Annotated in this window: 14 protein-coding genes; 11 read left to right on the forward strand and 3 right to left on the reverse strand. The window is 56.6% G+C overall.

Going from position 1 to position 22,336, the window contains the following annotated elements:
* The 6 genes from Q2941_RS44435 to Q2941_RS44460 form a co-directional block, all read left to right on the forward strand.
* The coding region (locus Q2941_RS44435; protein ID WP_458196526.1) for a DEAD/DEAH box helicase at positions 1–2,052 on the forward strand (2,052 nt) is incomplete at its 5' end.
* A 52-nt stretch (positions 2,053–2,104) separates the two neighbouring features.
* Complete coding sequence (locus Q2941_RS44440; RefSeq protein WP_458196527.1) at positions 2,105–2,773, forward strand: hypothetical protein; 669 nt, start codon at positions 2,105–2,107, stop codon at positions 2,771–2,773.
* Between the two features lie 593 nt (positions 2,774–3,366).
* Positions 3,367–4,788, forward strand: a complete 1,422-nt coding sequence (locus Q2941_RS44445) for a hypothetical protein (protein WP_458196528.1) — start codon at positions 3,367–3,369, stop codon at positions 4,786–4,788.
* Positions 4,789–5,129: 341 nt separating this feature from the next.
* Complete coding sequence (locus tag Q2941_RS44450; protein ID WP_458196529.1) at positions 5,130–8,141, forward strand: AAA family ATPase; 3,012 nt, start codon at positions 5,130–5,132, stop codon at positions 8,139–8,141.
* Positions 8,063–8,983: an HNH endonuclease family protein gene (locus tag Q2941_RS44455; protein ID WP_458196530.1), complete on the forward strand. Its 921-nt coding sequence runs from the start codon at positions 8,063–8,065 to the stop codon at positions 8,981–8,983. Before Q2941_RS44450 ends, Q2941_RS44455 begins: the two co-directional genes overlap by 79 nt.
* 17 nt (positions 8,984–9,000) lie before the next feature.
* The gene (locus Q2941_RS44460; RefSeq protein WP_458196531.1) at positions 9,001–10,017 is read left to right on the forward strand and encodes a hypothetical protein; all 1,017 of its coding nucleotides are present in this window, start codon (positions 9,001–9,003) and stop codon (positions 10,015–10,017) included.
* Between the two features lie 159 nt (positions 10,018–10,176).
* Here Q2941_RS44460 and Q2941_RS44465 read toward each other — a convergent pair whose 3' ends face one another.
* The 3 genes from Q2941_RS44465 to Q2941_RS44475 form a co-directional block, all read right to left on the reverse strand.
* On the reverse strand, positions 10,177–12,153 hold the full coding sequence (locus Q2941_RS44465; protein WP_458196532.1) for a hypothetical protein: 1,977 nt from the start codon (positions 12,151–12,153) through the stop codon (positions 10,177–10,179).
* A gap of 624 nt (positions 12,154–12,777) precedes the next feature.
* Complete coding sequence (locus tag Q2941_RS44470) at positions 12,778–13,005, reverse strand: hypothetical protein (protein ID WP_458196533.1); 228 nt, start codon at positions 13,003–13,005, stop codon at positions 12,778–12,780.
* A 5-nt stretch (positions 13,006–13,010) separates the two neighbouring features.
* Positions 13,011–14,579, reverse strand: a complete 1,569-nt coding sequence (locus Q2941_RS44475) for a hypothetical protein (protein ID WP_458196534.1) — start codon at positions 14,577–14,579, stop codon at positions 13,011–13,013.
* A gap of 951 nt (positions 14,580–15,530) precedes the next feature.
* Between Q2941_RS44475 and Q2941_RS44480 the strand changes: the two genes are divergently transcribed.
* From Q2941_RS44480 to Q2941_RS44500, 5 genes are all read left to right on the forward strand, one after another.
* Positions 15,531–18,248, forward strand: coding sequence for a CHAT domain-containing protein (locus Q2941_RS44480; protein WP_458196535.1), 2,718 nt, complete (start codon positions 15,531–15,533; stop codon positions 18,246–18,248).
* Between the two features lie 9 nt (positions 18,249–18,257).
* Positions 18,258–19,247, forward strand: coding sequence for a hypothetical protein (locus Q2941_RS44485; protein ID WP_458196536.1), 990 nt, complete (start codon positions 18,258–18,260; stop codon positions 19,245–19,247).
* A 110-nt stretch (positions 19,248–19,357) separates the two neighbouring features.
* Complete coding sequence (locus tag Q2941_RS44490; RefSeq protein ID WP_458196537.1) at positions 19,358–19,759, forward strand: AAA family ATPase; 402 nt, start codon at positions 19,358–19,360, stop codon at positions 19,757–19,759.
* Positions 19,647–21,545 (forward strand): ATP-dependent nuclease, encoded by a 1,899-nt coding sequence (locus tag Q2941_RS44495; protein WP_458196538.1) that lies wholly within the window; start codon positions 19,647–19,649, stop codon positions 21,543–21,545. The genes Q2941_RS44490 and Q2941_RS44495 overlap by 113 nt, the downstream gene beginning before the upstream one ends.
* Positions 21,546–21,669: 124 nt before the next feature.
* The gene (locus Q2941_RS44500; protein WP_458196539.1) at positions 21,670–22,278 is read left to right on the forward strand and encodes a UvrD-helicase domain-containing protein; all 609 of its coding nucleotides are present in this window, start codon (positions 21,670–21,672) and stop codon (positions 22,276–22,278) included.
* Positions 22,279–22,336: the final 58 nt, after the last annotated feature.

Below are 22,336 nucleotides of genomic sequence, written 5' to 3' on the forward strand. Positions count from 1 at the left end.
GGAAAAACGGAGACAATGTTGTCGATCCTTGCGGCGTACGACCCGGCGCCGCTTCTCGTGATTGTGCCGTCCGATCCTCTGCGTGCGCAGACGGCGCGAAAGTTCGCCACATTCGGTTTACTGCGAACACTCGAGGTTCTTGCACAAAACGTGCCTAATCCGATTGTCGGGATCGTGTCGAAGCGACCTCGTACTAACGAGGATCTGACAATCTTCGAAAGCTGTAACGTCATCGTATCGACGATGAGCTCGCTTGGCGAGGGCGCGGCGGTCGGCCTAGCACCTGAAATCGCGGGGCGAGTGCGAACCCTAATCGTTGACGAAGCACATCACATCGGGGCGGAAGGCTGGGCTAGGTTCCGAGAGGCGTTTCAGGGGCGAAAAGTACTCCAGTTCACGGCGACTCCATTCCGGCGAGATGGTCAACTGGTTGATGGCGAGGTGATCTACACTTATCCCCTGCGGATGGCGCAGCAGGATCGATATTTTAAGAAGATCATCTTCGAGCCCGTCTATGAGATCGACCCTGTCGAGGCGGACAGGGAACTTGCGGCACGATCGGTCGAAAAGCTCAAGTCCGATCTCAAGAGCGGCCTCAATCATTTGCTCATGGCGCGCTGCGCAACCATCGATCGCGCGACCGCCGTGTTCGAAATCTACTCCCGAATAGCCCCTCAGTTTCGACCCATGCTGGTGCATTCGGGGCTGACGGACACGGACGCTCGCTTGGAGGAGCTCAGAAAGGGAAACTGCCGCGTTGTAGTTTGTGTCAATATGCTGGGAGAAGGATTCGACCTTCCGGAACTCAAGATTGCAGCTATTCATGATCTTCACAAGAGCTTGGCCGTCTTGTTGCAATTTGTTGGACGCTTTACCCGAAGTAACAATCCTAAGATTGGCGATGCGACGGTTGTTGCAAACATTGCTGATCCCGACGTGCCAATGGCGTTGGAGCGTCTTTACAGCGAAGATGCTGAATGGAATCAGATTCTCAGTGAGCTTAGTTCTGATGCCGCACGCGAGCACGCCGACCTGATTGAGTTTCTCAAAGCCTCACAGCGTCTCGATACCAACAGTGACGAAGAGACGATCCCGATATCGCATCAGCTCCTGCGCCCGACCTTAAGCACACGTTTCTTTGAAGCTGCGCGGTTTCGACCGAAGCGGTTTCATGAGGGGCTTCCGCACGAGCTTCAAGTCCATCGTGTCTGGCTCAACCAGTCGGCAAACACGCTCTTTTTCGTTACACGGTGGGAGCCGAAGGTGAAATGGTCTCGTTCAAAATCTATTCGCGACCGCGAATGGGCTCTGTTCGTGCTCCATTATGATCCGAAAACCCATATTCTGTTTCTTTCGTCTACCGATCACGATTCCAATTTTGAAAAGCTCGCGAGCGCGGTGGGAGCGAGCAAGCTCATTGCCGGAGACGCGATCTTCCGCAGCCTTGGCCATATCAATCGGCTCATCTTCCAGAATGTAGGGGTCAGAAAGCACGGACGCCGAAATCTGCGATACGCGATGTATACTGGCGCGGATGTTGCCGAAGCGCTGACGCTCTCTGAGCGGGCAGGATCGGTGAAGTCAAACTTGAGCGGCACCGGCTGGGAGAACGGCAGGCCTGTGACGATCGGCTGTTCCTACAAAGGTCGGGTCTGGTCCCGAGAATCGAATTCAATACCGCGATTTGTTCAGTGGTGCGAACATGTGGGTTCCAAAATCATTGATCCTTCGATCGACACCAGGCAGATCATCGCCAACGTTCTAATACCAGAGGAGCAAGATAGGCTGCCTGACAAGGAAGTGCTCGGGATCGAGTGGCCGATCGAGCTGCTCGCCCAATCCGAAGAACGCGTTACTCTGCGCCGCGGTACTTTCGAGCAACCGCTTTCGATGTTCGCGATCACTGTGCTCTCAAGGGACCTGGGCGCAAGCACGGTGCACTTCGGACTCGTCGAAGCGATAAGTGGGCAATGGGCTACATACGCGCTCAGGATTGGCGGAGGCGAGGGCTTCAGCGTATCCCGCCCAAGCGGGTCCATCAATCGTCATTAAAGTGGGTAAACTTGAATCGCCGCTCGAAGACTACCTCTCGAGCTATCCTCCCATGGTTCGGTTTGTCGATCTGACCGAGCTGGATGGCAATCTACTGATTCATCCGCAAAACGCGGACGAAATCAAGATTTCCGAGGAAAGTTTCGATCCTTGGGACTGGCAGGGTACAGATATTACCAAAGAGTCGTTGTGGCGGGACAACGCAGTTCGCGAGGACACGGTCCAGTGGCGGGCAGCAAAAGTTTTCATTCAGGGCGGGTTCGATGTCGTGTTCGATGACGACGCCGCGGGCGAGGCAGCAGATCTAGTCTGTCTCAATGAGGGGAGCGATCATATTCGTTTGGCCCTGGTCCATTGCAAATTTGCTGGCGGCGAAAGTGCTGGCGAGCGCGTGAAGGATGTCGTCGAAGTGTGCTCTCAAGCTGTCCGATCCGCAAAATGGAAGTGGAAATTTCGTGATCTCTGCCGCCATGTTACGGGAAGAGAAAAGCGTCTTGCGACGGCCCTCCGTCCGACTAGATTTCTCGCCGGAACACCGGCCGATCTAAACCGATTCATCAAAGTAAGCAGATTCAAGGAAATCCGGCCGGAAATCTTGATAGTGCAACCTGGTCTATCCCAAGGGAGAAGAACCACCGAGCAATCGGCAATTCTCGCGTCCACCTTGACCTATCTGAAACAGACCATAGGGGTGGATATGCAAATCGTGTGTAGCGAGTGATCGAGGGGTGTTTTCAGCGCTGGGGTCATGTGGCGGATCGTTGGATGTGACCTGGATTCAGCTCCTTTTTGGTCGAGTTTCGCCTGTGTTATTGCGCAGACAATCAGAGGGTGGGCGAGTCGCTCGATAAAGGTATCTGAGTTTCGTCAAAAAATGGATAGATGTGCTTCGCGTCGGGCCCACCCAAATGGGTGCGATAGTACGAGGAGATCAATGCGATCGGCTCCTTGAGCTGAGAGAAAAGAGAGCACTCTCGTCCTTTTGCGGTGCCTGAATCCCAACTCGGGTCTCCGGGAAGTATGGTTCTATCCGCTGGGTATCGCTGGCGAGTCTATTGTCGGGCCAATCTGGAAGTACGCAGACCCCTCCGCTGCAAATAAGGATCCACGTCAGGAAGACTGGGCTCGACGCTCGGTAACGGAGAGGCCTCCTTCCAATCACCCTTGTGTTATGGTAGTATCTCCTTGATATTGCAAGCATCAGGTGTTGCTACGCGGGCTAACCGGAAAACGGGTAGGTGTCCGAAAAACCGGGGTTCTATAAGAGGCGGCCCGTCGAGACCCATAGTTCGATCGAGAAATTTGGGTGTACCAATGAATTGGAAGCCCGCCAAAAAGCGGATTACCGGTTTGCAAACCGTCCGAGTTGCTGATCCTCTTACGCATGAAGGAGGCACGTTGTCGTATGCAAGTCCGCTTCTCTTCAGCTGGAAGGATTTGGTTCTATCGCTCGTTCGTACAACGACGATCCAGTCTGCAGTCCCAAATCTATCTCAAGAGGAGAGAATATGGCTCGCTCACTCGAACGCGGCTTGTCATGCTGAGCGGATGAATCTTTTCGTTAGTCCGAGCAATACCGAGTTTTCGGTCACGACAAAGGTCGATATCCTTCCGGATGAAGATCTGACCTCTTTGGCTGCGAAGATGGGAGTGGCTGTCGCAGATCTCGTGATGGAGCGCCTCGGCTTTCATTGGCGAGCAAATGTGCTGGAGATCGAGCTGAGTCCGCCCGTAGCTGATTCTGATTTGAAAAAGAGAAGACCGGACTTTGTTTACGATCCTGCCGGCAAGCATGGCTTTCAACCAAGAAGCGTTGTGGTCGCCGAAGCTAAGGGAAGCCTCTCGAGAGCGCGGGCAAAACGCGCCGCGATACGTAGGCTTTCGCGCAAGGCGTTTACGGAACAGATACAGCATGTCATTGGCCAGCCAGCTCGCGATGTCATCGTGGCCGGGGGATATGGAATTGCGTTCGGCGCTATTCCAGGCGAGCACGCCCCTGGCGCCGTAGGTGAACAGGTCTCAACACTGGCAGTTGCGGGCCCTGAATCGATCGCTGTAGTGGCGGCGAAGGTTAAAACGAAAATGAACTCGCTGTCAGCCGCCGCAACTAACGGGCCGCAGCAGGTCCAGAAAATTCAAGAGCAACAGGTACCGCAACAGCAGCAACAGGAGGAACTGCGGCGGCAGCTCGAACAAACGATACATGGGCCCCGTGGGCCGGGCGGTCCTGGAGGTCCCACCGATGGGGGCCCTCGACGGGAACGTGAGCAGAGAACGGCAAGCGGCCGCGTAGCCTATGCGAACTATGAATCGGCCTTTCTCCTCTGCGGAGCTCACAACGCTGCAGGCTTCCTGCGCAATGTTATTGACGGACGGGGAGTTGCGGACATAGGTCCGGATCGCTCAATTCAGGAGTTCTGGGTTGTTGACCACTCTAGAGGCTCCTTCTGGACGAGTTCGTCGTTGGTAGTCCCATGGTGGACCTGGTGGGGGCGCGAGCCGTTCTTGTTCGGAATCCATGAAACGTCGGCCATGGAGATTCTGCGCTCCGTTGCTAACAACCTTGAGCGCGTCCCAGACACGGTCTACCTGACGGTAGCGCCGATCGACACAGGGGCGGAGCCAGATGTGGATCTCGACATCGCCATTCAGGGCGACGGCTTAGCTCTCCTCTCCTATCCGCAGCCGCGGCCCGAGCGTCGATACTGGGACCTGCGAAAGGGCGAGTTTGTGTGAGCTAATTGCCCCGGCGGACGCGACGCACGGCACATTGACCAAAGGCATTTGCTTTTTAGAGCTCGTTGAGTCAATCGTCGCAAAATTACGGAGAGAGCGACAGTTCAACGAACCGCCGCCCTGATCGGTTTGGAATTCGAGCCGATCTAAAGCCTAACGACGACTGGTCAGAGTGGAAATTGGACTTCAACTCGCCTCTCCACGCTGTGTTGAGATTTGACGGCAACCGGTTGTTCTTTGCTGCACCATCGGGCTCACTAGCCACGCAGAATTCATGTCCCGCTTGCAACTACCGCGCGTCTGCGCTCTAGTTGGCTGCCGAAACGGGGAGGGGAATTGCCATGCGTGCCATGATGATTTCCGTGTGGCGAGCGCGCCGCGCGATTGCCGTTCAAGTCGTCACGCTGACGCTTGCTGCCGCCCCGTCCATTGCCATGGATACGCTAGGCGATGCCCCACCGCCGCAGGGCGTTCAGCAACCGCTTAACGCCCAGAAGACACCGCTGAATATAGAGCAGACGTCGCCACGCGCTCAACAGCGCCCGACCATCGACAACGCAGCGCCAGGCAAACTTGAGATGCCCGTCCAGCCCGGGCCACCGTTCCAGATTCTTGATTTTAATCTTGGCGCCGTCGAGCCGAATCCCGTGATCTTGGGCAGCGCGGCGATTGGGCATTTTGATCTCCTCGTGCGGTATACGGACGAATCGAGCGCGCAGCGGGGCATCAGCGAGGTGCTGGATCGGCTGGCAGTGGCGATCGATAGCGAGAGCCTCGTTCGCGGCGTTGCCTCGGCGCGACTTTCCGATTCATCCCAGCCGACCTCAGACGGCGCACGCATCGAGCGGATGAAGGGATCGATCGTCTTCACCCTCAACAGTGAGGTGCACTCGACCTTCCTCGGCATCAACTGGGGCTCCACCCACACTGTCTACCTCATCGACCGCGAAACCGGCACCAAATCGAGCCCGCTCAATATCAGCGTCCGCAGCCCCTTGCTGGTAATCATCGCAGTCTCTTCGGCCGGCCTTGGAGTCCTAGCGCTGTTCGGTTTCGTCGCCTTCCGCACGGCACGGCTCAAGCCTCAGGAGCCCGATCCTCCTGTTTCTCCTGTTGTGATCCCGGCGAAGCTGCCAGACGCCGATGCAACTGTCGTGGTGCGGCCGGTGCTGCCACCGCCCGAGGTGCCTCAGGCGCTGCTGAAGGCACTTGCAGAAGGTCGGGCGATGCTGGCCCTCGGTGGTGGTGCCTCCGCACAGGCCGGTTACCCCGACGGTGCGAGTTTTGTAGCGCAACTGGTGGAACGACTGAGCGATGCGCTGCCACAGGATCTGATCGACAGCGTGGAGGCCGAGGCGAAATTAGCCGTGTCCGGGGACGGCTTCAACAAGGTGATGGATGCAATCGCAGCCGCGGTCCCGCACGAGCGAATCGCGCGCGAGATGCAACAGATCATCGCGCAGGCGCGGCCCAACCCGTCGCTACATACCTCTCTCGCCGAGCTGCAGTGGCGCGGTGCCGTCACGCTCGCGCGCGATACCCTCGCTGACGGGATCTTCGCCCGGAAGTCCGGTTGGACGAAGTTTGCCCTCGACCAAACAAGTGAGCTGCCAAACGCGATCAAGAGCGGCACCCGTCCCTTCCTGCGGCCAATGGGTGATCTCGACCGGCCGGATGCCTTGTCGCTGTCTATGTCCGAATTTCGCCGCAACCTCGCGCGCTGGCCGGAATTCCAGCGTCAGATGGCGCTGTTGCTGCAGACACAGAATTTCGTGTTCATCGGTGTCGGCGCCACCACCCTCGAGCAGTTCCTGCAGGCCGTTGGTGTCGATCTGGAAGTTGCCGGCGAGCGACATTTCGCGCTTGTGCCCGATCGCCATGACATTGGCCTGTTGAGCGCGACGCTGTCGCGATTCGGCGTGACACTTTTGCCCTACACCGCGGATACGGCCCACACCGCAGTCTCGGAATTCGTTACGAAGCTTGTCTACATCGCCCGCTTTACCGCGCCGCCCCGGAGCCGGCCGCAAGGCTCGCCCAACGAGTTCGCGACCAGCCGCATCGAGGCGATCAAGCTCACCAATATCGGCCTGTTCGAAAACCTGGAGCTGAAGTTTCAGACCCAGATTTCCGGTGTCCCGGGGGCCGCGTGGACAGTGATCTTCGGCCCCAATGGCTGCGGCAAGTCGAGCATCCTGCGCGCCATCGGCCTTGCGCTCTGCGGCAATGAAGCGAGCGCTGCCGCCGGGCGGCTGCTCCAGGTTGGTAAAACCGAAGCCGCGATCGAGCTCATCTTCGGCTCGCAGGTCGTCCGCTCACGTCTCGTACGCGATCGCGACGTGTCCGTCGTGCCGAGCGGGACCACGCCAGTGCAAGGTGGCCTGGCATTGGTGCTCGGCTTCCCGGCTCTGCGCGGAGCTCCCTCAACCAATCCAAAGGGGGTGGCTCCGCTCGAGGCTCGTCTTGCCGAGCCCGCGGACCTGCTGCCACTGGTCAGCGGTGAGGTGGACCGCAGACTGGGCAATTTCAAGCAGTGGCTGATCAACGTGCTGGAACAGGCTGGTCGCGGCGATGCACGGGCTCTTGCGAAGAAGACGTTACTCGATGACATCATCCGTGACGTGGTGCCGGGAATGTTTCGCAAACTTGCGCCGCTCGACAGCAGCTATGTGATCCGCGTGAAGATTGATGACAAGGACGTGGCTTCACCGGAAGACGTGCCGTTCGACGATCTCAGTCAAGGCATGTCGTCGATCTTCAACTGGCTCGGAGTCTTGGTGCAGCGGATGTACGACTTCTATCCGCAGGCGCCGGAGCCACAGAAACAGCACGCGATCGCGCTGATCGATGAGATCGACGCGCACCTGCATCCCGATTGGCAGAGGCGACTTGTCGAACTATCGAAGAAATTCTTCCCGAATGTCCAGGTGATCGCTACCTCGCATTCGCCGCTGCTCGCAGGCGCGCTGCGCGGCAAGGAAATGTGCGTGCTGGAGCGCGACCGGCGCAGCGGACGTGTCGGTCCGCTCCCTTTCGAGCTCGATTTCTATGGCCGCAGCAGCCAAGAAATCCTGACGAGCGTGGTGTTCGGCTTGCAGTCCGACCGCAATCCGGAGACAGAACGCCTTATCCACCGTTACTACGACCTTTTCGAGAAGCTAAAGCGGACCAAGTCCGAGGAGAAAGAGCTGGAGGAGCTCGGCAAGCGTCTCAACAATGTGAGCTATGGTGCGATCACCGAAGCTGCGGTCGTCAAGACCACTGAACCAGAGGAGTGGTCGGCGGACGAAACGGAGACCCTGCGCAAGCACTTCGAGGCAGCGAGCGCGGCAAAGTCGAGGGCCGTGTCATGATTAGCGTAACAAAAGACCCGCAACAGGACCCGTCCTGGCAGGACGTCTTCACCGAAGCGACGCGCGAACGAGGCGAGCTGATCAAGGAGTTCAAGAAGCGGGGCGACACCACAGTCAGCGACCAACTCTACAAGAAGTACATGAGCTTTCTGCTCAAGGTGTTCAACCAAAAATGCGCCTACTGCGAAACTGTGATCGGAAGCAATCAGCCCGGCGACGTCGAGCATTTCCGTCCCAAAGGTCGCGTTGCCGACGACAACTTCAAACCGATCAAGGTCAAGGTCAGCAAGTGGGGCGTAATCGATCATCCCGGCTACTACTGGCTGGCTTACGACTGGGATAACCTGTTTCCCGCCTGCATTGACTGCAACCGCTATCGTAAACACGGCGCGGACAAGGACGAGGGCGCGGGTAAGGCGGATCGCTTCCCGGTCGACGGATTTCGCGCTTCGGAGCCGGATGAAGAGAAGCAGGAGATCGCGCTGCTCATCAATCCGAGCAAGGATGAGCCGAATGATCATCTGCAGTTTCTCGACACCGGGGAGGTCGTTGCACGAACCGAGATGGGCAAGCGGACCCTGCACCTGCTAGGTCTGAACCGCCGCGAGGTGCTGGTGAAGGCGCGCAAGCTCGCTTTTGGCAACGCACGTGCGCTGCTGCAGCAATACTGCACGGCTGTTCTGACCGGCAGCGAGGAGCAGGACGAGTTGCGCGAGCGCATCAATGCGATCTGGGAGGGGCGGGAAGCTTATACCGCGATGCAGAAGCTGGGATTCGAGATCATCCGTCAGCGTATCGCGGGCAAGGGGATTGCGATCGAGTTGCCGTTGAGAAAGATTTGAGCACAAAGGGCGTTGGAATGAATTTCAATATTGCTCGGCGGGCGGCAACAGCTCTCGTCATTTTCTTGCTGATCTCGGTTGCTGGGGCACATGCAAAATTCCAGGTCGCCCCCGGCGGGGTCGTTGTACTCGGACCGCCCATCAACGGGCAGGTCAAGGATGCTGTGTCCGAACGGGGAGGGGCCGTAGCCCTATCCGAGACGAAAGGCCCGAACCCACAGACGACGCTAATCTACCTGCCGCCTGCAGGGGCGCGTGAGCTTGAGGACAAGGTGACGTACAAGATCGGCGATGCGCCGCAGACACCGATCGAAGTCAGCGTTCGGCCACGCGCGCCGACCCTGGACAGCCCGAACATTTATGACGCGTCGTTCAAGGCGATCTTCGTGCTATTCATTCTTGCGGTTCTGGTGGAGAACGGGCTTGCACTTCTCTTCCGCTGGCGACCCTTTCTCAGCTATTTCGATTCCCGCAGCATGAACGCGCTGGTCGCGTTCATTTTCTCGCTCGCTCTGGTGCTGTTATTCAATCTCGATATCGCGAACCAGCTGATCGGCATCTACACCGATACACCCAGGACGGTCGAGCTGGCTGGTTGGAAGGGCTTGCCTGGGACACTGCTCACAGCGATGATTGTGGCTGGCGGCAGCGCTGGAGTTAACAAGATCTTTCAGGTATTCGGCTTTCGTCCGAGCAGCGTGGAGGAGCAAGCGCCGCCGCCACAACTGGACGAACAGCATGCGTGGGTAGCCGTCACTCTTTTGCGCGATAAGGCCATCGGCACTGTAGCCGTATGGATCAACGACGCCGTGGCCGGCTCGATTCCAGGTTCATCGCCGAGAAATAAGTTCTGGCGTTTCTTCGTACGCGACAAAGGACGCTACCCACAGACTGCAGGTCGTCCGGTTGATGCAGATGCTCAATACACAATCGAGGTCAAAGGCCGCGACAAGAGCGGCAATGAGCTTAACAACTCCTGGGGTCCTTACAAAATCGGCAAACGCGCAATCGTTGATATCGAGTTGAAACTCTAATGACTTACCAGAGCGAGGCTTTATTTTCCGCCTTTGTGTAAGAAGATTTCAGCTGAGTAAGTATAAGGCGGAGACGAAACATGATCTCTGCAGTTCCGTTCGACCGCGTTGGCCAAATGAGAAAAAGGGCGGCGTTTCCGCCGTCCCCTCTCAACTGCCTTACTGTGTCTCTTCAGGTAGGCACATTTTGATCCCCATTTTTGCAAGCTCAGCTACTCGATTAGCATTATCCACTGTATGCCGTATACTGATCTTGTCCTCGGGGCTAAGAGAGCTGTCCACAGCTAGAGCCGCCTTGAGTCGATCAACATACTCTGTTGTTCGATCGACCGCCCCGCACAACGAAAACGCCTTCGCGAGAGTATCCAGACCGTTGATACTCGCATTGCCATCCTCGTATATCTTGGTTACCGATTCGATACCAGACTTCATTTCTGCAAACTTTTCGTAGCGCTTCAGGACTTCAGGGCCGACAAGGTCGACCAACTCCCACATATACGAGATCCAGTTATTCCAATTCTTCGCGACCTCGAGGCGGCGAATGCTGTCCTCAAAAAATTCGGTTTCCTTCATTGCCTGTTGCGTTGAACAAAGCGCTTTTTCGAGGAGTTCGGCCTTATAAACCAAAGACAACCGCACACTGTGCGTGCGCGCAAATTCATTGTCGAAATACTGCTTTTTACGCCACAACGCGTACGCATACTGCCTCGGTATCCAAGCGCGAAATGCATCGCCCTTGCGAACCTGCTGAGATGCGGCCAGCCTTTGATTTGCCGTATCAAGCAACGTGATTACGTAGTCGATGTGTCCCCCTTTAATCATCACGGCGTTCGCCAGGCGAAATACGATCATGGGGTCGTCCTGATATTCGCCCGAGTTGTCCAGATCGCAATAGACCTTAATGGCCTCGCCCACGTCGAACTGAAAGGCAATCGCCTTCGCATCTCTGTAATGGTTTGCGATGCGGAAGCGCCAGAGCAATGCGAGCGCCTTCTCCATAAAAAGGAAGTAGCGTGCCCGTGGATCCTCCTGCATCTCTTGCGGAAACTGCGTGGAGTACTTCTTAATGACGTCGTCTATTCGATTGATAATCTCGGTGAGGTTACCAATGTAGCTGTTGAGATGATTTTTGATGCCAGGGAACATCCGGGCGTAATGTTGTGTGATGAGTTCGTTCAGTGAATGTAGTTCGTCTTGAATTGCGCCGGGCGTTTTCTGCCCATGAAGGTTGGCAACCTCGTAGCGGATGTAGGTAATTGAAAAGGGTATCTTCACCCGCGCAGGGCTCTCATCGACGCCAAAAAGCTCTTCGATCGTTAGAAAGCGATCGCGAATGTTGTCCGCTTCGTGCGAGATCACATCCAATTTGTCCTTTAGCAGTCTGACGTCTTTCTGAGCTTGCGGTAGCAACCGCTCGTATTCAGGCTTGTTCTTTTTCTTTCTCAAACCGAGTTTTGTCGCAAATGCACTGCCTTTGTATTGCAGCGGGTGGTCGATCTCAGCCCAAGTGTCCTCAAAGATCGTTCGAACTTGGATCTCAATTGGAATGATCTTTGGCGATTTTGCAGCGTAGCTGACCGCATCAAGAACGATATGCACTGACGAGTAGGGCTTCTCATCCGGCGATTGCACCGAGCTCAACTTCGGTTTGCCGTTCCTTCTCTCGCCAAGGTTCAGCGTCAAGAATTCCTTATGCAGCAAACCGTAAACATAGGACGCATTCTTTGACGTGTATACGATGATCTCCTGTACGCAGTCATCTAGCTTGTCTCCAATGAAGAGCTGCATGTTCGAAGATTGCGCAAACGAGACGGTCTCAAGTAGACGGTGGCAAATAGCAAGCAGATCTTCGCTGTATATCGCGATCAGCCTAACGCCAACAATGTCGGTCGCATCTGCAGGTCGATAGTCTTCCTTTCCTGCTACGTGTCGTCGGGCAAGCACCTTTTGGATAAGACGTTCGTCAGACTTCACTCGGATCTTTACTGCATATGCGAGACGAGACATTGGATTGGGGCCGACGTCAAAAAGTGTATGTAGCTTATCCCGCACATACTCGGCGCCTGCCAGAGCTTCTATGGCTTCGGATTTAAGCGTGGCAGATTGCTTTGCAGTCGTAGTTTTGCGTGCCCCCATGATATCCTCAGTGCTACTAGCAATTGATCTGAAAAACTGCATCGTTTGCCCGGCGCGTGACAAGTCTTGAGTTGCCAACGCACAAATCACAGGGCACCCGATGAGGTAGAAGCCTCAATACAAAGAATGTGGTCGCATTCAAACCAAAAACAACCGCAGCGCGCAAGTGGAATGAGCTAGTTGTGGGAACGGAGGCTCATATGAGATTCGAGCGGGGCCATGGCCGCCGTTGAGATAATCCCGGGTGTGACCTTATGCTAGTCGTGAGTCTGCGGGCACCTTCATTTAATTTCCCGAATACAATCAGATTGAAAGTATCCGTTTGTAGACTAAACGTTGAAATCCGCTTTACCCCACGCTGCGATTGGGCTCCAAGGCTAACCACGGCATCATCAGAGTTGTTCCGATGATGGCATAGCTCGACAACGGCTGACGCGCTGGGCGAGCATGAAACCGGCAGAGATGGAGGCTGATTGCCGCAAGTGTGGTCGATACAGCTCCTGTGAGAAATACGTTGGTCAGCCGGGCGAAGCGCTGTCGTGTCATGCGATAGCGTGAGGTTTTGACGCCTCACGAACATCGGCCAGGACGAGAAACCGGCCGTACCCGTATGCTGCCCCAGCTTCAAACTATTTTCCAATTCCTCATGGTCAACGTGTAGTCGTGGGTCTCGCCCTGACACTCGATCGTTTTGCCCACGAGGTCTTCCAGCGCGGAATCATAAAGTGGATTGCCGCCTTCTCGTCGCAGAACATAGGACCCCTCGGCGGTCTCGAGTCGAACGGCGTCGCGCTCGCTCTTCGAACCGGCCGCAAAGCGGCGTTTGGTGACCTTGCCGACGAACTGGCGCACCGCGATCAGCGGCTCCTTATCTTGTTGACCGAAACCAACTTTCCATCGACCTCCTTGCCAATATAAGCGACGATGTCAATGATGCCAGGTTGCTCCACTGCGGCCGCTTTGCTGCGCCTGCTTCTGACTGAGAATATTACATGAAATGCGGTCGGGAGGTGCTCGCGATCCAGCAATCGGCGCGGCATCTTCGGACTGGTGCGATGACGTATCTGAAAGGAAAGCACCGCGCTTGGCCTCCCCCCTTCCGACTCGACGCTGTTCCGCAACGTCGCAAGTATGGTACCTTTTGGCTGTCTTTTGAGGCGCTCCGGGAATGGCTCTTTTTGTAAGAGATCGCTTCCTTCCCGAAACAACATCCGCCGGCGGTCCTTGCGCTCGGATCGCCTGGTGAGCGCGGAATCGGCGCTCGCGGTCGTTGCGGCCGCCTTAGTGCCCGCAAGCGCAGTGATGGAAGGATCGCCATAGAGGTTGAATTGCGCAAGTGTCTTCAGGTCCGAAGGATCCAGTGGTGATGCCTTGCGGACAAAGTTCTGGCGCGCTTCCAACGCAGCACGTCCGAGCGACGCTCCGTGCGAGACCCCTTGAAGAAAGTACTGGCAGATATAGTCGGCCTGCCCATTGCCGGACGCGGGTCCATAGGCGATCGTAGTGCTCGCGAAGAAGCCATATGCCTTGTTGGCGAGATAGACGTTGCAGAGCCCGATTTGTTTCTGCGTAGCCGACAATCGATATAACTCGCCACCGTAGCAGCATTCCGCGGCGAGAATCGTTCCTTCCTTGAGCTTGCCATCGACATATGCCGCATCGAGGGCCGGTGGATAGACCTGCTGTCCGCTCCTCGGTTGGCCGTAGAACTGCGGACTCTGGGGCGCTCCATGGCAATTGAAAAACTGCAGACGCCCGGCCAGCTGAGCGTCGCTCCATTGATAGGTATTCGCAGGAACATCGTTAACTGTGGCAGGCGTACCGAAGATGTTGCCGGCTGATTCAATCGTCGACTTGTCCCAGATCTGTGCGCTGACCGCGAAATAGCTCTTCAGGGTTTCGAGATCTGTCGCAGCGTATCCAGCTGCCGTCTCAAGCAGGCCCACTAGGTAGCCTGGATCACCTTCGCCGGTCACGTCGGGTATTCTTCCGACCACCCGCGTCGGCCCGATGAAGTCCTTTGTCTTTTGGCTGTAGGGTGCTTCACAGGCGTACGGAAGATCGCCGTATGCGAATTTGTCATCGTCCTCCGACTTGGGATCGTACAGAGGGTTTAGAAGATCCTGATGCGGAACGACATCGATGGAACCAAGTATCGCCAGATAGTCGGGCGTCAGAGTACGGTAGACGCCGTCGATAGCTCCCTTGTTCTGCTTGGGATCGCTTGCCTTGGTAACCGGCTTGGCTTTGAGCCGCTTCATCTGCGTCGCGTCGTCCAGTGCGACGAGCAGGGTGTTCAGTCCCTTGGCCTTGTCCGCTGCGATGACCTTGTCTACCGCTGCGGCGATCTTGGTATAGGCTGGTCCGTACTTCTTCTTCATGGCAGAAACGTTGGTGATGATCGCTTTGTCGCAAGTTGCAGACATAATGACCCCCTCAGGTTCAATGGACTGTGAATAGACTGCCGTTTTTCAACGTGAAATCGAGCGGGCTATTGCTCGCCTTGGAAATCGATTTTGGAAACAATTCTGCGCGCGACTTCGCAATTTGGCATTCGATAGACCGAGGCGCCGGTGCGTGCGTCACGCTCCTCTTTCTCCACACAGCCTACGCGGGACCTCAGAGATTGCAATCATTAATAGCCTCATTTCACAGTGCAACTTCAGAAGAGGGCCTGGCAATCTCTAATAGCGTTACTTCGGCGAACCTCCGGATCAGCTTGGCGTGCACAAATGCCGCTGGCTTAGCGCCAGCGCAGTACGACCTGATGAAATCCGTCGAAAGAGGGTGCGAAAGCGCGCAATTCGAGCGTCGATACGGCGGCCGTTGCATTAATCGATCTCGATGTATCGCTACTATGCGTAGTTTACGAGCCGACTGCTTCGGGCCGGCAAAGACAAAGACACGATCTCTTTAACCTGCCGCCTTCGGACAGTCGGTCCGTTGGGCGGCCATGCTTTGTCCGCCTCACTCCGCGCTTGGCTGTCAGTGCTGCGCTGAGAAAATTGCTAAGGTCTGACAGCCCCTAAGCATCTGGTCCAACTTACGTAAGAAGTACAACCGTCCGACGCCCGTTGATCGTCTTGTTGACAATCCGATTCCTGGCATTCAACCTAACATCGGCATTGGAGGTCGATACACTTACGTGACTGGATTTTCTTCAAATACTTTGACCATTGAACGCGTAGTACGTTGAGATATTGCCGTGACCAGTCTGCTTCGCAATCCCGCAGATAGCGCTGCTTACAGAGCTGAGCACATTGCAATTTCCATAGGGCGGCAGGTGCCGGAGAGCAAATGGTCCCGCTATTCGCGCGCGGCAAACGCCTGGGTGATTCCGAAGTGGTTGTAACAACCGCTGAGAGCCAGAGGGTCCGATGTCAGTCATCATCTGCCGACCAAAGATTCTTCAGCCCGAAATGCTCGCGAACGCGGAGCGGAGAGCGCTGGCGATCAATCCAGCCAATGAGATTGAGCGGCACACGGTCACACGCACGCCTATCGGGCGTCGAGGTGGCGCACGACGCATCGCCGTGGTGATAGGGCGCAAGTGGCCTGCCAAAGGAGTGCAATTGAGCGTCTCTTTCATGGACGGCGCGAAGAGTAACTTGCGAAAGCGCATCCTGCTACACATGAACGCCTGGGGACAGAAAGCCAATGTGAAATTTGCCGAGACCTCCGGTGTCGGACAGGTCCGCATCGCGCGGCTTGACTCTCCCGAAGACCAGGCAGGTTACTGGTCGTACGTCGGCACCGAGATTCTGGAGATCCCCGAGGATCAGCCGACCATGAACCTCGAAGGCTTCACGATGCGAACGTCGGAAGCGGAATTCAGGCGTGTCGTCCGCCATGAGGCCGGGCATACCCTAGGGTTCGATCACGAGCACATGCGCAGCGACATCGTGAAGCTCATCGATCGCGATAAGGCGATCAGGTTCTTCGACAAGGACCAGGGCTGGCTTCCCGAAGAAGTGGAAGAGCAGGTGCTGACACCGCTGGCGAACAAATCGATCATGGGCACCAAGGAGAGCGATCCGCTCTCGATCATGTGCTATCAGTTGCCCGCCGCCATCATGAAGAACGGGAAGCCGATCAAGGGCGGCAAGGACATCAATCCGACGGACCATGCATTCGCGGCGTCGCTCTACCCCAAAAAGAGCAGGACCGCCACACCGCTTCCGTTTGACATCGAGGACATCACACAGCCACCGGCGGAATCGGCGGAGCCTGGGTCCCGGGAGCGGCCGGAGGCCACGACACCGCCGGGGCCCGGGACCGGAGCCCCGTCTCCCGCAGCGCACAGCGGTCTGGGCAACGTATTCGAGCTGGTGATCATGGACGAGTTTCGGCCAAACCGTGATACGCCGCGCAGCGGTGAGACACCGCAATTCGCCCGGGTGCTCGCGAGCTACGGCGGCGCTCGCGTCACATCGGTGATGCCGCTGCACGCCGGTGACGGCGGCGAGAAGACTCAGTTCGGGAATATCATCCGCACGCACCAGCGCATCAAGAAGTACACCAACCGGGAGGCAGGCTCGCTTCCCGGGGACAAAGACATGATCGCCTTCGGCGAACAGCTGTTCGATACGCTGTTTCAGGGCGACGTGCGCCGCTTGTACGATGAAGCGCGCACGCGGCAGGGCCGCAAGCTCGATTTCATCTTCACCTCGATGATTCCCTGGATCGCCGAAAAGCCCTGGGAGTTCGCCTACGACCCGGGGCGGAAGTGCTTCCTTGCGACCGAAGAGATGCGCTTCACGCGCAATGTTCTGACCAGTATTCCCGCCGACCAGATCAATCCTGGTTCCGGACCGCTGCGAATCCTCGTCGCCTCGGCTCAGCCCGTCGGATACGCCCGTTTGTCCATTGAGCAAGAAGAGGCGGTGATCCGGCGCGGCTTCGAGCCGCTCATCGCGGCCGGGCTCGTGACCGTTACGACGCTGGCGCGGGCAACGCCCATAAAGCTGCACGGCTATCTCTCGAACGGTGAATTCGACGTCGTCCATTTCATCGGCCACGGGACGTATGATGAGGAACGCGGCGAGGGACGCCTCGTCTTCGTGAATGAGCAGGGACAGGAGCACAGCCTCGGCGAACGTTCGGTGCGCGAACTTTTCTGCCGCCGAAACCTGAGCCTGGTGTTTCTCAACGCCTGCGAAACCGGCGCCGCAGGGCGTGCCGAGTTCAACAAGGGCGTCGCGCAGTCGCTGGTCGCGCACGGGCTGCCGGCGGTGGTCGCAAACCAGTACAGCGTCCTGGACTCGTCCGCCACCTCGTTCGCGCAGCACTTCTATTGGTCGCTCGCCCAAGGTAATTCTCTCGGCGAGTCGGCGCGTGAAGCGCGCATCGCGGTCAACTATTCATTGCACGGCGAACCGATCGACTGGGCCGTTCCCGTGCTGTACGCGCGAGATTCAAGCCTGGTGCTGTGCAGGCCCCCTACAAAGCGCAGCTTCGTTCCCGAAACTCGCGTGCGTCCCGACGCACGGCGCGCGACTGCGGCACACAGCGCCCGTATCGCCGTCTGGGACATGGACAATGACTTTCCGGCATTAGATCGCACGCTCGCGCAGATGAACGCTTCCCAGAAGGAATTTGGCTTCGAGCTCGTCCGGCTGTCGGTTCCACTCGATGTCTGGGAGCTGCAGGAAGGTAAGACGATGTTTCTCTGGGCGGAACGCCTTGCAGATCGATTGCGCGGGATGCCGGTCGAACTGGAGGTCGACATCCTGGCTTGTATCACGCGTCATTGGATGCGGAGTAATGAGTGGGAGAATATCTACGGCTGGTGGCCTAGCAATCGCGAGCCTCCGATCCTGATCCGGTCCGTGGCTGGATTCGACGAGCTCTCGCCGGAAGGACCCATCACCGATCGCGTCGTCGCAAATGGGATGGTTGCGGGCCTCGCCGGATTTTACGGCGATCTGGACGGCCACGAGGGGGGGAGCAAAAGGTGTCCGCTGTTCTTCAACGAGAAGCGCGAATTCAAATACATCGCCGCCCGGCAGCAGTTCGATGAGGATTGCCGCAAAAAACTAAAAGGTCTCGGTGCAAAGCTCGATGCGCTCGATGCACTGCTCAATGTCTTTCCGTGAAGGGAGATAGTGATGGCGAAGAAGGTACGCAGGTCAAGACGGTCAGCGCGCGTTGCTGCCTGCGTGAGCGCCGCAATAAAGAGCGGCCAGGCGATGGCGGACGATGTCATCGCGTTCCGGACCGGACAGACGCGCAAGCGGGCAGCGGCGGTCCGGCGGATGGCGCGAGCGCCCAAACCGCGGCGAGCGCCGGCCCCGCCACAGATTCCCTCCCGGACGCGTGCTTTGCTTGGATCTCCGGTGAGCGCAGGCATTCTGATCGCCGAAGGCGATTCCTGGTTTGACTATCCCTTTTACGACGTCCTGCAGATGCTCGAGGACGACTATCTTTACGATGTGGAATCGGTTGCTCACAAGGGCGATACGGTCGAAGACATGGCGCACTCAGGCGGCCAGTTCGAGGAGTTTGTGCGACGGTTGGAGAAGTTATTGCGCGCAAACAAGGTCCCGCGGACGATTCTGCTGTCCGGCGGCGGCAATGACATCGCCGGGGACGAATTCGCGATCCTGCTGAACCACGCGGCATCGTCCCTTCCGGTCGTCAATGACGACATTGTTCGCGGGTTGATCGATGTGCGCCTGCGAGCGGCCTATGCACGGATTATCGGCGGTCTGACCAAGATCGCGCAGACCTATCTCGGTCGGCCGATTCCCATCGTGACTCATGGCTACGATTACGCGCTTCCCGATGGCCGGGGCTACTTCGGCGGATTCTGGTTGCTGCCCGGCCCCTGGCTGGAGCCCGGGTTTCGGAAAAAGGGCCACGTTGACTTCATGAAGAACTCCGCCGTGGTCGTCAAGCTCATCGATCAGTTCAACGCGATGTTGAAGGACGTCAGCGCTACTCCTGGCTTTGGACATGTCCACTATCTGAACCTTCGCAACACGCTGAGGCACGATGGGACCTACAAGAAGGATTGGGGAAACGAGCTGCATCCGACAGAAGAGGGCTTCAGGCTGGTCAGCAAGAAGTTTGCTGACCTAGTTGCGAAACTCTAACCGCCACGACTTGTCAACCTGGTGAGCCAATTCGGTTGAGGTCATCCTTTCACATGTCCGCTAGGCGGTGTGGACTCTAAGGGTCAAATCAGATTCATTCGGGGCACATCTTGCACATCAGTTTCGTCGAAATCGCTAATTTCAGAAAGCTATTATCCACTCGCGTTGATCTCTCGGAAAAAACAACGCTCTTCGTTGGGGCAAACAACAGCGGCAAGTCTTCCGCAATGCTGGCGCTCCGGCGATTTCTCGTCCCCCAACGTTGTCCCTTCGAGCTTCATGACTTTACGCTCTGCCATTGGCCATCGATTGATGCCATCGGACAAAGCTGGATCAATGCCAACCAGGCAAATGAAATTGTCAGCCTAGATATCGCGGTGGGAGTCCCTACTGCCCACTTTGGATCTATGGCTCAATGTGGCTTCCGGCGAAATGCATCGGGTTCGCGATCTGATTCCGACCCTCGATTGGGAAGGCGGAGCACTTGGCGTCCGCTTGCGCTACGAGCCTGACGATCTTACGGCTCTATACAAGGATTTCATCGCGGCCATAGCCGAAGCTGACAGTTTAAGGGCAACCGCGTCAGCTCAACAGGCCTCAGTGCAACCGGAAGGCAATATCGCTCCCGCCGAGCCACCAAAGCTTACTCTCTGGCCGTCGACCCTCATCGACTATCTCAGCCGCCGTCTGTCTCGGCATTTCGCGCTTCGCGCCTACACTTTGGACCCATCACAGCTCAAACCACCAGTTAAATCTCAGGCCCAACTCCAACCTCTGACAGCCTCATCCTTACCCATAGATGGCGATCCGCTAAAAGGCCTAGTCCGCGTTCACGACATTCCGGCACAGCGCGGCTTTGGTGAGGAGATAGCAAAGGACGACGATGAGGGCGCATCGTCAGGCCCAGCAGGAAGCCGGCTATCGGATCAGCTTCGCAGCTACTACTCCAAACATCTTGACCCGGCCAAAGGCCCAGACGCGAAAGACCTTGGCGCCCTCGAAGCGATCGAAGCGGCACAGGACGCATTTGATCAACGTCTGACCGAGAGCTTTGCTGAAGCGTTCCAGGAAGTTGAGGACATGGGCTATCCTGGTGTCAGTGATCCACGTCCGAAGGTTTCGCCCCGCTTGAAAGCGATCGATGGACTAAATCACGCAGCGGCCGTTACGTTCATGGTCGATGTCACCAGTGTCGAGGGTGAGGTCACACCCCTTCTGCGCCTTCCTGAGAACAATAACGGATTGGGTTACCAAAACCTGATCTCAATGATTTTTCGGCTCATGAGCTTTCGGGATGCCTGGATGCGCGTAGGCAAGGCATCGAAAACGATCCTGACTCTAGAAATTGAGCCTCTTCACCTTGTACTGATTGAAGAACCCGAGGCTCATCTCCATGCTCAAGTGCAGCAGGTATTTGTAAAGAAGGCCTATGATGTCCTTCGTCAACACGACGAGCTCAAAGGCAGTCAGACATTTCGAACACAATTAATCGTCAGCACACATTCAAGCCACGTCGCTCACGAAATCCCATTCGCGAATCTCCGTTACTTTAGACGACTTCCCGCTGGCATGGCAGCACGAATTCCTGTGTCTACGGTCATTAACCTCCAAGAGATATTCGGAACGACGAACGAGACGCAACGCTTTGTCACTCGCTACCTGCGAGCTCACCACGCCGATCTGTTCTTCGCTGACGCAGCCATTCTGGTCGAAGGACCAGCGGAACGTATGTTGTTGCCGAATTTGATCCGCAATAACTATGAGAGGCTGAACCAGAGCTACGTAACGTTGTTGGAGATCGGTGGCAGTCACGCTCATCGCCTCAAACCACTAATCGACTGTCTTGGCTTGTTGACGCTTATCATTACCGATCTGGATACGGTCGATGCCACGGGAAGTTCAGCACAGCCGCAGAAAGGGGCTGGCCAAAAAACAAACAATGACACGTTGAAGACGTGGATACCGAAGCTCACAAATGTCGATGCACTAATGAATGCCGATGAGAAGGCCAAAATATCGAGAACTCCGACGATCAGCTCTTCGCGGTTCGCGCCGCCTATCAAACTCCCGTGCAAGTGCAGCTTTTGGGCGCGTCGCAGGTCGAGACTGCTCAACCATACACTTTTGAGGATGCGCTCGCCTTCGAAAACCTTGTATTCTTCTCAAAGCTGGAAGGCGGTGGGCTTATCCGAAAGTTCCGCGAAGCGATTCTCAAGGGTGGCGATGCAGGAGCCGTCGGCAAAGACATGTACGATGCTCTCAGGAACGGCAAAAAGGCAGAGTTCGCACTTGAGGTGATCGATGCAAAAGACTTCGATACAATCAAAGTGCCGTCCTACATTGCGGACGGCCTCGTATGGCTCCAGTCCCGACTTGAAAAGAAGCAGGTCGATATTCTACTAGAAAACGGGGACACGAAGGCATGACTGCCGCCATCGATGATGACAAGACAGATGCGGGGGCAGACGCCACAATACTGGCTTGCCTTAATTTATCGGCCCCCAAAAGCTTCTTTCTCTATGCCGGCGCAGGATCTGGAAAAACGCGCTCCCTGGTGGAAGCAATTCGCCACGTCTGCCGCGATCAGGGCAGCGTTCTTTCAAAGAAGGGCCAGAAGGTCGGCGTCATTACCTATACGAACGCGGCCTGCGACGAGATTAAGCAAAGGCTTGAGTTTGATCCGAGAGTAGAGGTTTCCACAATACACGCCTTCGCCTGGTTCCTAATCCGAGGCTACGATAACGACATCCGCAAGTGGGTGGCAGGCAACCTAAGGGAAGAAATTTCTGAACTCGAGCAGCAACAGTTAAAGGGCCGTGCTGGGTCGAAAGCGGCATCGGATAGAGCTCGTTCGATCGACAACAAGCGGCGGCGCCTTTCAAACCTCGATAATATCAAGCGCTTCGTTTATAGTCCGACGGGCGACAATCGGACACGAGACTCCCTTAATCATGCCGAGGTGATCGCCATGACTGAAATGGACCCCGATTTTGGGACCGGAGGCTTAGTTGGAAAAGGCCGCTCCGTCTGATAGACGGAGTGAGCAATGACGAAGAAGACGAGACGCAAGATCGACGCGGCACTGAAGG

The organism is Bradyrhizobium sp. UFLA05-153 (genome assembly GCF_054185185.1).